Origin of the sequence: Pantoea sp. UBA7232, from assembly GCF_002473195.1 — a bacterium.
Lineage (GTDB): Bacteria > Pseudomonadota > Gammaproteobacteria > Enterobacterales > Enterobacteriaceae > Pantoea > Pantoea eucrina.
In genome coordinates this window covers 72,986-87,325 of sequence record NZ_DKTK01000018.1, presented here as the reverse complement: position 1 = coordinate 87,325, position 14,340 = coordinate 72,986, and the positions used below count along the sequence as shown (strand labels likewise).

Genomic DNA, 14,340 nt, shown 5'->3' with positions numbered 1-14,340 from the left:
CAACTTACTTCAGCGCGGCCAGCGCTGCATCGTAATCGGGCTCTTCGGTGATCTCATTGACCAGCTGGCTGTAAAGCACCTTGTCATTCTCATCAAGCACCACTACCGCACGGGCGGTCAGGCCTTTTAGCGGGCCGTCAGAGATAGCGACGCCATAATTCTCTTTGAACTCAGAGCCGCGCATAGCGGAAAGCGTGACCACATTGGCGACGTTCTCCGCGCCGCAGAAGCGTGACTGGGCAAACGGCAGGTCAGCTGAAATGCAGAGCACCACGGTGTTGCTGGTATCACCGGAGCGCTCGTTAAACTTGCGAACCGAGGCGGCGCAGACGCCGGTATCGATACTCGGGAAGATGTTCAGCACTTTGCGCTTTCCGGCATAGTCTGCCAGCGAAACATCAGCCAGATCTTTAGTGACCAGCGTAAAAGGCTGCGCCTGCTCGCCTGCCTGCGGGAAGTGGCCGGCAACCGGAACAGGATTACCCTGAAAGTGAACGTTCTGTGACATACAATCTCCTTTTTAAATGAAAAGTCAGCGCAGCGCGCGACTTTACGAAAACCGTTAAAGTTTATGCCATAATTTTTAGGGGTTTACGATTACCTTTCTTACAATAATCGCTCAGCTTCACATCAGGCGCACAATTTTAAGGTGTAAAAATGAGAACAGTGAAGAGTTATCCTGAAGCCTGGCCACTGCATTCGCCGTTCGTTATCTCGCGCGGCAGCCGGACGGAAGCGCAGGTTGTGGTGGTGGAAATTGAAGAGAATGGTATTAAAGGCACCGGAGAAGCGACCCCGTATGCCCGTTATGGTGAGAGCGAGGCCTCAGTGCTGGCGCAGATTGCCGCTCAGCTGCCCGCGCTGCAGCAGGGCTTAACCCGAAGCGCGCTGCAGCAGGCGATGCCGGCGGGTGCGGCGCGCAATGCCATTGATTGTGCGCTCTGGGATCTGGAACGCCAGCAGCATGGGCAGACGCTGGCCGCGCTGTGCGATCGCCCTCTGGCCGGGCAGGTAGCCACGGCGCGCACCATCAGTATCGATACGCCGGAAGCGATGGCCAGCAGCGCGCTGGCGCTGTGGCAGCATGGTGCAAAGCTGCTCAAAGTGAAAATGGATAATCATCTGATCAGTGAGCGGCTGGTAGCGATCCGCAGCGCGGTGCCGGAAGCGACCCTGATTATCGACGCAAATGAATCCTGGGAAGCGGAAGGGCTGGCGGCACGCTGTCAGCTGCTGGCGGATCTCAATATTGCGATGCTGGAGCAGCCGCTGCCCGCCGGGCAGGATGCTGCGCTGGCAAATTTTGTCCATCCGCTGCCGATCTGCGCAGATGAGAGTTGCCATACGCGCGACAGCCTGGCGGAACTGGCGGGGCGCTACGAGATGATCAATATCAAGCTGGATAAAACCGGCGGCCTGACAGAGGCGCTGGCGCTGGCCGCTACCGCGCGTGAGCAGGGATTTACGCTGATGCTGGGCTGTATGCTCTGTACCTCGCGCGCTATCCGGGCCGCGCTGCCGCTGGTTTCACAGGCCGCCTTCACCGATCTGGATGGCCCGACCTGGCTGGCAGCAGATGTCGATCCCGCGCTCTCATTCAGCTATGGCACACTTAATGCGGCGCCTGCCAGCGCAGCAGATTAATCATCGCCTCAAGATAGCGTTCGGTCGCCTCATCAACGGAAATCGGCGGCATTTCCGCCGTAATGCAGAGTAGCCCCAGATCGGCGCACCAGCTGCCAAAAGAACCCGGCGTGGCGTATCCCACGCTGCTTACCACCGGCAATGCGGTCTGCTCACCCAGCCAGCGCGCCAGCGCGCTGTGATGGGGATCGTCGATACAGGCCAGCGGTTCATGCCATGAGACCACCCAGCGCGGCTGCAGCTGATGGATCAGCTGGCACAGCGCGCTGGTTTCGGGTTCGGAGGCGGGCTTCTCACCAGTAGAGAGCACCACATCGCGTGCGTCAGCGGCGCTGTTCCAGCGGTAGTGCGTATCGCCCCGCTGCCAGTTAGCGGCGGGAAAGTTACGGTTGAGATCGACGCCGCGCGCGTTGGCGCGCAGCCCGAGCTGACAGCCGTCCGGATTCACGGCCAGAATGACATGATGGCGGCGCAGGGAGGCTGGCAGCGTCCGCAGCGCGGCGGAAAGCGTGGCGATTGCGGCGTTCTCATCGCCGTGAGTGCCGGCGATAATCAGTCCGCTCTCTTCATCAGCTGACTGCGCCGGAAACCAGAGCAGCGGGGCGCCGAGCGCCGAGCGCCCATACTGCTGCCAGACCGCATCAAGCTGACCGCGCTGCGGTCGCGGGTGATGAAATGACATATCAGGCTCTCCTGTGAGCGGCTCTGCAAACGAGCGGGGCGCGCGCCTGTCCGGCACTACATTAACGGTAAACAGCAAACCGGGAAATAGCTACATACCAATCAGCAATTTGCGTTACAGTTGCCGGAGTTGCTGGCGACATTACGCACTTCAGGTCGCCCTTTTTTCTGTTAAGGAGTGATGATGAAGCCTCTGTTTTTCCCCACGGCGCTGGCGCTGATCGTCAGCAGCACGTTTTTCCCGGCTACTGCTGCTGAGATACCGGCTGGCGCGCAGCTCGCCAGCCAGCAGACAATTGTTCGCCACATCAAAGATGAACCCGCCTCGCTTGATCCCATGAAAGCCGTGGGATTGCCGGAAATTCAGGTCATGCGCGACCTGTTTGAAGGCCTCACCAGCCAGGATGCAAAAGGCCAGATTGTGCCCGGCGTCGCTGAGAGCTGGAGCAGTAATGACAATAAAATCTGGCTGTTTACGCTGCGCAAAGATGCGCGCTGGTCAGATGGCAGCCCGGTCACTGCGCAGGATTTTGTCTACAGCTGGCAGCGTCTGGTCGATCCGAAAAACAGTTCGCCTTTTGCCTGGTTTGCGGCGCTGAGCGGTATTGAAAATGCGGAAGCGATTACCAAAGGCAGCATGAGTCCGGAGAAACTGGGCGTAACGGCCACCGATGCCACCCATCTGAAAGTGACGCTGTCACGACCGGTGCCGTGGCTGCCAGCCATGATGGCCAACGCCGCGCTGTTTCCCGTGCCGCAAAAAGTTATCCAGGCTGAAGGTGACGCGTGGACCGCACCGGGCAAGCTGGTGGGAAATGGCGCCTATCAGTTACAAACGCGGGTCGTAAACGAAAAGATTGTTCTGGTGCGCAATAAACATTACTGGGACGACAAGCATTCAGTGCTGACGCAGGTGACCTTTCTGCCCATCAATGAAGAGTCCAGCGCCACTAAGCGCTACCGCGCCGGGGATATCGATATCACCGAATCATTCCCGAAAAATATGTTTGCGCTATTGAAAAAGAGTCTGCCGGGTGAGGTCTATACCCCTGACCAGCTCGGGACCTACTACTACGCCTTTAATACGCAGAAAGGACCGACGGCTGATGTGCGCGTGCGTAAAGCGCTTTCGTGGAGTATCGATCGCCGCATTATTGCGGAGAAGGTGCTGGGGACCGGCGAGAAGCCGGCGTGGCATTTCACTCCCGATGTGACGGCCGGTTTTACGTCACAGCAGAGCTATCTGCAGCAGCATAGCCAGCAGGAGCTGAATGCGCAGGCGAAAGCGCTGCTCGCGGCAGCGGGCTACGGTCCAGCTAAGCCGCTGCATCTGACGCTGCTCTATAACACCTCAGAAAGCCATCAGAAAATTGCTATCGCCGTCGCCTCGATGTGGAAAAAGACTCTGGGCGCAGAGGTTACGCTGCAAAACCAGGAGTGGAAAACCTATATCGACAGCCGCAACAGCGGAAATTTTGATGTGATCCGCGCCTCGTGGGTCGGTGATTATAACGAATCCTCTACCTTTCTCAGTCTGCTGACGGCCAGCCACAGCGGGAATATTGCGCGTTTCAACAGCGCGGAGTATGACGCGCTACTGGCGAAAGCGAGTACCGAAACCAGCGTGCAGGCGCGCAATGCAGATTACAACAAAGCGGAGCAGATCATTGCCGACCAGGCACCCATCGCACCGCTATATCAATATACAAACGGCCGCCTGATAAAACCGTGGGTAAAAGGCTATCCCATCACCAACCCGGAAGATGTGGCTTACAGTCGCGAGTTGTGGATTGAAAAGCACTGAGTACCTTGCGTCACGTTTGCATACACCGGCGCGATTGCAACTGAAAGGCGCGGCGCTAGACTGTAGCCTGTTGATTGAGAGCGTGGAGTGGGGACGTGAACGTTATTGAAGGGAAAGCATTACAGGTATCAGATGCCATTATTGCCTGTCAGTTTGATGGCAAAGGTGGCGTTATCGCGATTAAAGATGACGATATCATCCACTGCGAGCGCCACTGCTGGCTGCATCTGAATTACGCGCAGCGCCAGAGCGCGGAGTGGCTGCAGAATACGCCGCTGATCCCCGATGCCGTGCGCGATGCGCTGGCAGGCGACAGTATGCGGCCGCGCGTCACGCGGCTTGGCGACGGCTTTATGATTGTGCTGCGCAGCGTGAACCACAACGCCGACTCGCGTCCCGATCAGCTGGTGGCGATGCGCGTATTCATCAATGACAAACTGATCGTCTCTACGCGCCGCCGCAAAGTCAACGCGATAGATGAAGTGCTCAATGAGCTGCAGCATGGTAATGGCCCGGCAGACGGCGGCAGCTGGCTGGTGGATGTCTGCGACGCGCTGACCGATCACGCCAGCGAATTCATTGAAGATATGCATGACAAGATTATTGAGCTGGAAGATGCGCTGATGGATCAGCAGGTGCCGGCCAGAGGCGAGCTGGCGCTGCTGCGCAAGCAGCTGATCGTCATGCGCCGCTATATGGCACCGCAGCGTGATGTCTATGCGCGACTGGCCAGCGAGAAACTCCCGTGGATGAGTGACGACGACCGGCGACGCATGCAGGACGTGGCGGACCGTCTGGGCCGCGGCCTGGACGATCTCAACGCCGGCGTGGCGCGCACCGGCATCCTCGCTGACGAGGTCGCCTCGCTGCTGGCGGAGTCGATGAACCGCCGGACATATACCATGTCACTGATGGCGATGATTTTTCTGCCTGCGACCTTTCTTACCGGACTGTTTGGCGTCAACCTCGGTGGCATTCCGGGCGGTAACTGGCAGCACGGTTTTCTGCTGTTTTGTCTGATCCTGCTGCTGATGGTCGGGGGCGTGGCGGTATGGCTGAAAAAACGCAAATGGCTGTAGCAAAAGCGGGAAAAGCTGATCGATATCAACTCACCCTGCGGAAAATCGCGGCACACTCTCTTTCGCAGGTGAATGCAACGTCAGGCGATGGGCGTTGTACTCCATATTGTCTTACTTCCTGTTTGCGAATTACTGCATAGCACAGTTAATTCCTCTGACACCGGCCCCAGGGCCGGTTTTTTTTATGCTGGCTTGTTCAGCAAAGCTTTCCTACGCTTAAAGTACGTTCCGCAACAGGAGAAAGCGATGCAAGCTATCCACGCCAGTGAACCGATCCCAACCGACCCGGTGCCGATTCCGGAGCCTGTTCCGCAGCCGCAGCCCATTCCGGAGCCGGAGCCGCCGCACGATCCCGATGTGCCACCCATCAGCGATCCGCCGCCGCATCAATAAAAAAAGCGCGTTCCCGCCGGGATACGCGCCTTTGTAGTTCTCAGCAGAACTACTTTATCTCTAATACATCCAGCCGCAGCTCCGCGGTGGCTGCTGCATCCTCATCCGGCTGCCAGCCCGCGGGCTGCATCGGCAGCGTTTCGCGATCGAAGCCAATATCACCACCATCAACCACTTCATCGCCATGGCGGATGCCTTTGAAATCGAACAGGCTGATATCCGCCATATGCGAAGGCACAATGTTCTGCATGGCGCTGAACATGGTTTCAATGCGGCCCGGAAAACGTTTATCCCAGTCGCGCAGCATATCGGCCACCACCTGACGCTGCAGGTTGGGCTGCGAACCGCACAGGTTGCAGGGGATAATCGGGTACTGGCGCGCTTCAGCAAAGCGGATAATATCTTTTTCACGGCAGTAGGCGAGAGGGCGGATAACAATATGCTTGCCGTCATCACTCATCAGCTTGGGCGGCATGCCTTTCATTTTGCCGCCGTAGAACATATTAAGAAACAGCGTCTGCAGGATATCGTCGCGATGATGGCCGAGCGCAATTTTAGTACAGCCCAGTTCGCTGGCGGTGCGATAGAGAATACCGCGACGCAGACGCGAGCAGAGTGAGCAGGTGATTTTGCCTTCCGGGATCTTCTCTTTAACAATAGAGTAAGTATCTTCGGTGACAATTTTATACTCCACGCCCAGCGTCTCAAGATAAGCGGGCAGAATATGCGCCGGGAAGCCGGGCTGCTTCTGATCGAGATTGACCGCCACCAGCGAAAAATTCACCGGCGCGCTCTGCTGCAGGCTGCGCAGGATCTCCAGCATGGTATAGCTGTCTTTACCGCCTGAGAGACAGACCATGATGCGGTCGCCTTCTTCAATCATGTTGAAGTCAGCAATCGCTTCGCCGACGTTGCGGCGCAGGCGCTTCTGCAGTTTATTGAAGTTGTATTGCTCTTTTTTTGTTACGTCTTGATTTTCTGACATTATTTTCACGCTTGAGAGTGCCGGCGAACAGAACAGGCGGCTGAAACCCGCATTGGCGGTCATAAACCTGTAGTTATGGATGCGTATGGTACGGATTGCGCGCGCGAATACCAGCCTCGCGTGAACGCTTTTAATCTGTTGCCGCATCCGTGGCTAATAATTTTGCTCTGTCTGCGCCTCTATACCATCTCCAGTGACTGCACCCCTTTAATATCCATGACCTTCTCATAAAGGCTGTGGCGCGGTGCCCGGCGGGAGAGTGTGACCTCTACGCTGAGTTCACACAGGCCGCTATCTTCGTCACGGTTGACCACCGCGATATGCCCGTAGCGGATCCCTTCACGCTGCAGCACCAGTAACACCAGCGGGACGCTTTTGGCTTTCAGATGCACAATCAGCGTATGATGGCGGCCAATCAGCCAGTGGCTGAGGCGGCGAAAAACCTCCAGCACGACCAGCGCCAGCAGCGTGCCATAAATGCCAATTTCATACATCCCGCTACCGATAACCAGACCGATGGCGGCGGTAACCCAGAGGCCCGCTGCGGTAGTCAGGCCTTTTACGATCTGCTTCTGAATAATGATGGTACCGGCCCCGAGAAAGCCCATACCGCTGACGACCTGCGCCGCGATGCGGCTGGGATCAAGACCCACATGGTCGCTGCTAAGCATATCGGCAAAGCCATATTTCGAGACCAGCATAAACAGGGCGCTGCCGATCCCCACCAGAATATGGGTACGCAGACCCGCCTCTTTTGCCCGCATCTGACGCTCAAGTCCGATAAGCCCGCCGAGAACGCCGGCCAGCGCGATGCGTAACAGCATATCGGTTAACATAATTTCCCCTGAGCAATTGAAATAACGGATTATTTTAGAAGATAACCGGCAAAAATCTTCTCTTCAGGATAATTCTGCTTGCAATGAAAGGTCTGAAATTTTGTAAAAAGCTATGTCCGCACTCGATTCGCAGCAGAGGCTGTCATATGCTGTGAGCACTTTTCGTCCCCTGTCCCCGGAGTCCGACTAATGAAAGCTGCCTCTTTACTGCTGGCTGGTGCAGCACTGCTGCTCTCCGCCTGCAGCAGTACCCCTGATAACGAACCGCCGCAGCAGGCGACCGCGGCTCACGTCCAGCCGCACGTCGTGATGTCCGCGATGGCAGAAAGCAGCTGCAGCGGTGCCGGGGGCACGCTGGCATTTTCCCGCCAGCTGGATGGTTCACGTATCGGCATGTGTCAGCTGTCAAACGGCCGCCGCTGCGATGAACAGGCGCTCATGGGTGGCACGTGCGCCCGCTGATGCGGGCGCACCATTTCAGGGCTTAACCCGGTTCGGGCACGCTTCGCCCTGATCGAGCTGCTGCAGATTACCCAGCGTGGTTTCTGAGATGGCGGTCAGGGCTTCTGCGGTCAGAAACGCCTGATGTCCGGTAAACAGCACGTTGTGGCAGGCAGAGAGGCGGCGGAAAATGTCGTCCTGAATAACGTCGTTCGATTTGTCCTCAAAAAACAGATCGCGTTCATTTTCATAGACGTCCATTCCCAGCGACCCGATCTTCTGCTGTTTTAGCGCTTCAATAGCCGCCTGCGAATCGATCAGGCCGCCGCGGCTGGTATTGATGATCATCACGCCATCTTTCATTTCGCTGAACGCCTGCGCGTTAAGCATATGATGATTTTCCGGCGTCATCGGGCAGTGCAGCGTAATCACATCCGAGCGGGCAAACAGCGTTTTCAGATCGACATATTCTGCACCCAGCTCAAGCGCAGCGTCGCTCGGGTAGGGATCACAGGCCAGCAGCTTCATGCCAAATCCTTTCAGGATCCGCAGCGTAGCCACGCCGATTTTCCCCGTACCGACCACGCCTGCGGTTTTATTGTGCATGTTGAAGCCGGTCAGGCCATCAAGCGAAAAGTTTGCGTCACGGGTGCGCTGATAAGCGCGATGAATGCGGCGATTCAGCGCCAACATCATACCCACCGTGTGTTCCGCCACCGCTTCCGGGGAGTAGGCGGGCACGCGTACTACCTCCATGCCCAGCTCAGCAGCCGCCTGCAGATCGACGTTGTTGAATCCGGCACAGCGCAGGGCAATATACTTAATGCCCAATGCCGCCAGCTCTTCCAGTACCGCTCTGCCGCAGTCGTCATTTACGAAAATACAGACCGCGTCACAGCTGGCAGCATTTTTTGCCGTATCCTCGCTGAGCAGAAAATCAAAGAACACCAGCTCAAATCCAAAACGGGCGTTGACCTGTTCAAAATATTTCTGGTCATAGTGCTTGGTGCTGTAAACCGCAACTTTCATTGTTTCGCTCCTGAAAAATGCCATGTCGGTATCATTAAAGGATAACGGTTTCTGCGCGACTTTGCTTTTCTTCACGCAGCAGGCCAGGCTAACACCTTCATTTGCGAATGATTACGTGTCATCATTTCGGCAGGAAAATATAAACAACAGGATAGTTACCCGCCATGACGCGTGGCCTTCGCCGACTACTTGCCGCCTTGCTGGCGCTGATTCTGCTGCTGCTGGGCCTGCTGCTGACGCTGACGCAGTGGCTGCCACGGCTGGCCGGCATCTGGCTGCCGGATGAGACGCGCATCGAAATTGAGGGCAGGCCGGGCTGGCAGCAGGGCGCAGTGACGTTGCCGCAGCTGCGTTACCTGACGGGCAGCTGTACGCTGGCTAAGGTTGAGCAGGTGGCGCTGGGCCGCTCACAGCAGCGCTGGCAGCTTAGCGCACAGCGTGTCACGCTTAACAGCGCCTGCTGGCAGTCGCTGCCGCCGCAGCCAGCTTCTGCCGTACCGCGTACGCTGGCCGACTGGCAGCAGCGCCTGCCGGGGGCCGATGTGCATATCGGCAGGCTGGCCGTCCTGCCGTGGCAGCACTATGCCGGTGAACTCGATCTCACGCTTGCACCGGAACAGCAGCAGCTGCGCTATCGCGGCGATAATCTCAGCCTGAGCGCACGCTTACAGGGCCAGACGCTGACGGTCGACTCTCTTAAGTTACAACATCCTTTTCTGACACAACCGCTGGCGTTACATGGCAGCGTAGCGCTGCCCACATTTGCGGATGGCTTGCCAGTAACCGGCGCGCTGCAGAGTGAGCTAAGCGTGGCTCAGTGGCCGCAGCCGCTGACGCTGGATCTGCAGTGGCAGCAGCAGCAGGGTAAGCTGATCGTTCAGGAGCAGGGCGATGAGACACCGCTGCTTGAGCTGCCGTGGCAGAGCGACCGCGATACGTTTCAGATCGCCGACGGGCGCTGGCGCTGGCCTCTGGCCAGTCAGATGCTGTCAGGCGGCGTGGGGCTGACCCTGACCGGATGGCAGCAGGGGATGGACAACCTGCGCGTGCAGGGGCGGCTGAATCTGCTGACGCAGGGGCGCGGCGGTAAAGGTAATGTGGTACTGAGCGTAGGGCCGGGACCGCTGCGCGTAACGGATAACGCGCTGCCGCTGCGCATTACCGGCGAGAGTAAATTTGCCGGGCTGCAGCTCTATGGCAGCCTGCCCGGCGAGCTGCGCGGCGCACTCAGCGCGCCGACGCTGACGTTCCAGCCAGGCGCACTGCTGCGCCTGCGCGGTCAGCTGCTGGATCTCCCTGAAGTGGGTGAAGCGCGCTGGCCCCTGGCGGGCGTTTCGCTTTCAGCGCAGGGCATTGATGGCCGGCTGCAGGCGATTCTGACGGCGCATAAGCGCGACTATGGTCACTTTACGCTGCATCTGGATGGCCGCGCCGCTGCGTTCTGGCCAGACAGCGGCAGCTGGCGCTGGCGCTACTGGGGCGACGGCAAACTGCAGCCGTTTAACGCAGAGTGGGATGTCGCAGGCACCGGCAGCTGGCTGGATCAGCGCATTACGCTGGATACGCTCAATACCGGCCTGAATCAGCTGGCGTGGGGGCCGGTGCAGATTGACCGGCCGCGTATCCGGCTCACTGCGCCGCTGCGCTGGCAGCGGGATAGCACGCAGCCCGGTTTTGCAGGCAGTTTTCGTCTTGATGCGGGACAAACGCACTTCAGCTACGGCGGCTGGCTGCCGCCTGCAGGGCTGACGTTTGATGTGAAAGGTCGCGATCCGGCACGGTTTTTATGGCGCGGTGAACTGCGCGCTGAAGATATTGGCCCGCTGCGCGTGCACGGGCGCTGGGATGGTGAGCGGCTACGCGGGGAGGCCTGGTGGCCGGCACAGTCGCTGCGCGTGTTCCAGCCGCTGCTCAGCAGCGACTTAAAAATGCGTATTCGCAGCGGTGAGCTGCGGGCGCAGGTCGCGTTTTCAGCCGGAGCCAGCCAGGCATTTCAGGCAGGCGGCTTCTTTGCGGTTCAGCAGGGCAGCCTGCAGCTGCCGGACAGTGACATCAACGGCATCGATTTTGCGCTGCCGTTTCGCTACCGCGCTCAGCAGTGGCAGCTGGGACGGCGCGGACCGGTTTCGCTGCGTATCCGCGAGGTTAACAATCAGTTTGCGTTGCAGAATATCACGGCCGATCTGCAGGGTTACTATCCCTGGCAGGAGAGACAGCCGCTTACCCTGAGTAACGTGACGCTCGATTTACTGGGCGGGCACGTCAGTATGCCGGCGCTGCGCATGCCGCAGCGCGAAGCGGCCAGGATTTCGCTGCGCCAGATCGATCTCAGCCGGCTGGTGACGGCACTCAAGCCCAAACAGTTTGCTATGTCGGGTAAGGTTAATGGCGAGCTGCCGCTGTGGCTCAGTAATCCGCAGTGGCTGATCAGAAATGGCTGGATTGCTAACAGCGGGCCGCTCACGTTTCGGCTGGATAAGGATACGGCAGACGCGATTGTAAAAGACAATGTCGCCGCCGGGGCAGCGCTCAGCTGGCTGCGTTATCTGGAGATTTCACGCTCCTGGGCCACACTCGATCTGGATAATACCGGTAATCTGATGATGCAGTCGCAGGTCACCGGCGTCAGCCAATTCAGCAACCGGCGCCAGACAATCAATCTCAACTATCGTCATCAGGAGAATTTGTTCCAGCTATGGCGCAGCCTGCGCTTTGGCGATAATTTACAATCCTGGGTGGAGCAGAACGCCACCCTGCCATCAAAGAGGGATCCCTGATGATGAGGTTAAGAGGTGCGCTGCTGGCAGGCAGCATTATGCTGGCAGGATGCGTACCGCGGATTGAAGTGGCCGCTCCTGATGCGCCGATTACGATAAATATGAATGTGAAAATTGAACATGAGATCCACATTAAAGTGGATAAAGATGTCGAGGCGCTGCTGCAGAACCAGAGCGGGCTGTTCTGATGGCCCGCAACCGAACAATACGCGCCGTTGCGCTGCTGCTGGTTTTGCTGGCCGGGTCTGCCCATGCGCTGACGCTGGATGAGGCGCGGCAGCAGGGGCGGGTCGGAGAAACGCTGAGCGGCTATGTTGCTGCACGGCAGCAGGATGAGGTCACGCTGGCGCTGGTGAGTCGTATCAATGAGGGCCGCCGGATGGCGTATCAGCGCATTGCCGGGGAAAACAAACTCACAACCAGCGACGTCGCGCGGATTGCCGGAGAGAAGCTGGTGAGCCGGGCCAGCGCAGGGGAATATGTGCGCGGCATCAACGGCCAGTGGCTGCGGAAGTAACCGGTGGCGGGAGGCTCAGCGCTTTCCCGCCACCGGGTGTGGCTTGCGAAGGATCTGCTGCTGTCAGACATTATGCTGCACTGCTGGTTCTTAAGCCTGTCAGCGCCGGCTGCCCTTCAAGCAGCGCGGCACGCATTTCGTTACGGTCGAAGCTGTGGCGTGCACCATAAATATTTCTTTTGTCATTGTGTATATCATTAAACAGTTTTGAATAGGCGTCATTAACCATCCTCCGGGTTATTGACTGTACTGAGTTAGCACGCTGGCGCCCACTTAAGCTCTGCGAATTACGACGTAAGGTTGCGGAGGTTGCGTTTTTACTTCCAATGTCTTCCTCTACCCGACTGACGCGCTGCTGCATAATTGGTACGCCATATTTTATATTGTGCCCGATAGTGTTATTTTTTGATAGCGTGAAAAATCTGGCGTTAGCGCCTGAATTAACCGCATAGCGATTAGCCTGATCGCATAGCTTACGCAGATCGATTTCTTTATTTTCTTTTCCTGCCTGATCAATGATGTCACTTATAGCATTAAATATTAGCTCCTGTTTTGCTGCGTTATAAAGAAAGAGAGCATTGGAAGGACTATTGTCATATGCGTTTATTATTTCAGTCATTGATTTACAGCCTTCATATTTGGTTCTGGCGGTATTTTCAAAGTGTGCTATTTTTTCGCTCTGTTGCTGCCGGAATGCATCTGTCAGTGACGAAATATAACTTTTTATCGATGACCAGAACTGCGCAAATTGATGCTTAATTGGGGTTAGCAATGAGGGCGCGCCTTTATGCCCGGCTGTAGTTTTTGCCTGAGTGGTGACAGGGTCAGGTTTTGCTTCTGCCAGAGAAGATGCTGACACACTCGGTCGGGCGATAGAGATATCCTGTACTCTCGCAACTGGCGCTGCTACAGCCGTCGCTATAACCGGTGCAGCGATAGGGCGTGTTACGGAAGAAGATGGCGTGCGATTGCCCGTGCTATGAAGTTTTTCAAAAGCTGATGTCAGCTGCGAAACCTTCTTTTTAGCTTCAATTACAGCGATTTCGCGTGTGTTTTTAACATTGGCATTCAACTGTGCGTCATAGTTACCCGTTCTTTTAATGGGCATCTCAAACATTTTAATCTTGTCGCTCACACCCGAAAAAGAGTTAACGGTTGCAGTTTGTCCGGGCAGCGTATCGCTTACATGGATATAGCATAACAGTAAGGCCATATTATTCTCCTGGTAAAAAAATTATTATTTGAGGAAAAGTTCAAATGTAATTACAGCCTGCACGGCTGGATTTGATTGCGGATTAATCGTGCCACGTTACTGGTGAGGAAACTTTCGTATTTCGATTTTTATTAAACGTCGGGCGGTGCTGCGCTTTAATTAAAATGCGGGCGCGGGTTGTCAGTAACAGGGTTGAAATCGTAAAGCAGAATGAGAGAGTGATACTGCAGTGTAAATTAAAAAAGCGGGCAGCCGCCGGGAAGCAAAGATATATTGACGTTAAAATAAAAAACCGGGCGCTCAGGCCCGGTAAAATGAAGCAGAATATCTTTTTTTATTAATCAGGCAGAGACGCGCTGTTTAATCGCATCTTTCGCATCAGCGGTCGCTTTGGTCGCCACTTCCGGACCATAGGCGATACCTTCCGCGAAGACAAACTCAACGTCAGTGATGCCGATAAAGCCGAGGAACAGCTTCACATACGGCGTCAGCAGATCGGTTGGGGTATCTTTGTGGATACCGCCACGGCTGCTCAGGATCACCGCACGTTTGCCTTTAACCAGACCTTCCGGACCCGCTTCGGTGTAGCGGAAAGTCACGCCCGCGCGGGCAATCAGGTCAAAGTAGTTTTTCAGCTGCGTCGGGATGTTGAAATTGTACATCGGTGCCGCAATAACAATGGTGTCATGCGCCTGCAGCTCAGCGATCAGCGCATCAGAGAGCGCCAGCGCCTCCTGCTGACGTGGAGAAAGTGGCGCATCTGAAGGACGCAGAGCACCCACCAGTTCACCATCCAGTACCGGTACCGGATCGGCAGCCAGGTCGCGTACGGTTACGCTGTCGCCGTTGGCGCGCGCTTCTTCAGCGTAAAAATCAGCCAGCTGGCCTGACTGTGAATAGCCGGCAAGGATACTGGACTTCAGAATTAATACGTGGCTCAT

Annotated in this window: 15 protein-coding genes; 8 read left to right on the top strand and 7 right to left on the bottom strand. The window is 56.7% G+C overall.

The window, feature by feature from the left end:
• Window positions 1–4: 4 nt before the first annotated feature.
• Entirely contained in the window at window positions 5–508 is a 504-nt protein-coding gene (tpx, locus tag B4056_RS14885) for a thiol peroxidase (protein ID WP_039384481.1), read from the bottom strand.
• A 149-nt stretch (window positions 509–657) separates the two neighbouring features.
• Here tpx and ycjG point away from each other — a divergent pair, with 149 nt between their 5' ends.
• Entirely contained in the window at window positions 658–1,644 is a 987-nt protein-coding gene (gene ycjG / locus B4056_RS14880; RefSeq protein WP_039384480.1) for an L-Ala-D/L-Glu epimerase, read from the top strand.
• Here the strand turns inward: ycjG and mpaA are convergent.
• The gene (gene mpaA / locus B4056_RS14875) at window positions 1,613–2,326 is read right to left on the bottom strand and encodes a murein tripeptide amidase MpaA (RefSeq protein ID WP_039384479.1); all 714 of its coding nucleotides are present in this window, start codon (window positions 2,324–2,326) and stop codon (window positions 1,613–1,615) included. The two genes, ycjG and mpaA, sit on opposite strands and share 32 nt — an antisense overlap.
• A gap of 183 nt (window positions 2,327–2,509) precedes the next feature.
• Here mpaA and B4056_RS14870 point away from each other — a divergent pair, with 183 nt between their 5' ends.
• The 3 genes from B4056_RS14870 to B4056_RS14860 all read left to right on the top strand — a co-directional run bounded on the left by B4056_RS14870 (window position 2,510) and on the right by B4056_RS14860 (window position 5,601).
• Window positions 2,510–4,129: a peptide ABC transporter substrate-binding protein gene (locus tag B4056_RS14870; RefSeq protein ID WP_288655157.1), complete on the top strand. Its 1,620-nt coding sequence runs from the start codon at window positions 2,510–2,512 to the stop codon at window positions 4,127–4,129.
• A 95-nt stretch (window positions 4,130–4,224) separates the two neighbouring features.
• The gene (zntB, locus tag B4056_RS14865) at window positions 4,225–5,208 is read left to right on the top strand and encodes a zinc transporter ZntB (RefSeq protein ID WP_039384477.1); all 984 of its coding nucleotides are present in this window, start codon (window positions 4,225–4,227) and stop codon (window positions 5,206–5,208) included.
• Between the two features lie 246 nt (window positions 5,209–5,454).
• Complete coding sequence (locus B4056_RS14860) at window positions 5,455–5,601, top strand: hypothetical protein (protein WP_166713867.1); 147 nt, start codon at window positions 5,455–5,457, stop codon at window positions 5,599–5,601.
• Between the two features lie 49 nt (window positions 5,602–5,650).
• Here B4056_RS14860 and ttcA read toward each other — a convergent pair whose 3' ends face one another.
• Together ttcA and B4056_RS14850 are read right to left on the bottom strand one after the other, a co-directional pair.
• Window positions 5,651–6,586 carry a tRNA 2-thiocytidine(32) synthetase TtcA gene (ttcA, locus tag B4056_RS14855; protein ID WP_288655155.1) on the bottom strand — a complete coding sequence of 312 codons (936 nt, stop codon included), beginning with the start codon at window positions 6,584–6,586 and terminating at the stop codon, window positions 5,651–5,653.
• Window positions 6,587–6,765: 179 nt separating this feature from the next.
• The gene (locus B4056_RS14850; protein WP_150034376.1) at window positions 6,766–7,422 is read right to left on the bottom strand and encodes an MgtC/SapB family protein; all 657 of its coding nucleotides are present in this window, start codon (window positions 7,420–7,422) and stop codon (window positions 6,766–6,768) included.
• 189 nt (window positions 7,423–7,611) lie between these two features.
• Here B4056_RS14850 and B4056_RS14845 point away from each other — a divergent pair, with 189 nt between their 5' ends.
• Entirely contained in the window at window positions 7,612–7,884 is a 273-nt protein-coding gene (locus tag B4056_RS14845) for a DUF333 domain-containing protein (protein ID WP_039384475.1), read from the top strand.
• 15 nt (window positions 7,885–7,899) lie between these two features.
• Here B4056_RS14845 and B4056_RS14840 read toward each other — a convergent pair whose 3' ends face one another.
• Window positions 7,900–8,892, bottom strand: a complete 993-nt coding sequence (locus tag B4056_RS14840) for a 2-hydroxyacid dehydrogenase (protein ID WP_094110927.1) — start codon at window positions 8,890–8,892, stop codon at window positions 7,900–7,902.
• 164 nt (window positions 8,893–9,056) lie between these two features.
• On the opposite strand from B4056_RS14840, the gene B4056_RS14835 reads away from it, so the two are divergent.
• The 3 genes from B4056_RS14835 to B4056_RS14825 are packed head-to-tail and all read left to right on the top strand — an operon-like array spanning window position 9,057 to window position 12,186.
• Entirely contained in the window at window positions 9,057–11,669 is a 2,613-nt protein-coding gene (locus B4056_RS14835; protein WP_288655152.1) for a YdbH family protein, read from the top strand.
• Window positions 11,670–11,671: 2 nt separating this feature from the next.
• Window positions 11,672–11,857 (top strand): YnbE family lipoprotein, encoded by a 186-nt coding sequence (locus B4056_RS14830; RefSeq protein ID WP_094110958.1) that lies wholly within the window; start codon window positions 11,672–11,674, stop codon window positions 11,855–11,857.
• Window positions 11,857–12,186 (top strand): YdbL family protein, encoded by a 330-nt coding sequence (locus tag B4056_RS14825; RefSeq protein ID WP_288655150.1) that lies wholly within the window; start codon window positions 11,857–11,859, stop codon window positions 12,184–12,186. Before B4056_RS14830 ends, B4056_RS14825 begins: the two co-directional genes overlap by 1 nt.
• A gap of 70 nt (window positions 12,187–12,256) precedes the next feature.
• Here the strand turns inward: B4056_RS14825 and B4056_RS14820 are convergent, their stop codons facing one another.
• On the bottom strand, window positions 12,257–13,399 hold the full coding sequence (locus tag B4056_RS14820; RefSeq protein WP_288655148.1) for a hypothetical protein: 1,143 nt from the start codon (window positions 13,397–13,399) through the stop codon (window positions 12,257–12,259).
• Window positions 13,400–13,740: 341 nt separating this feature from the next.
• Window positions 13,741–14,340, bottom strand: coding sequence for an FMN-dependent NADH-azoreductase (gene azoR / locus B4056_RS14815; protein WP_094110923.1), 600 nt, complete (start codon window positions 14,338–14,340; stop codon window positions 13,741–13,743).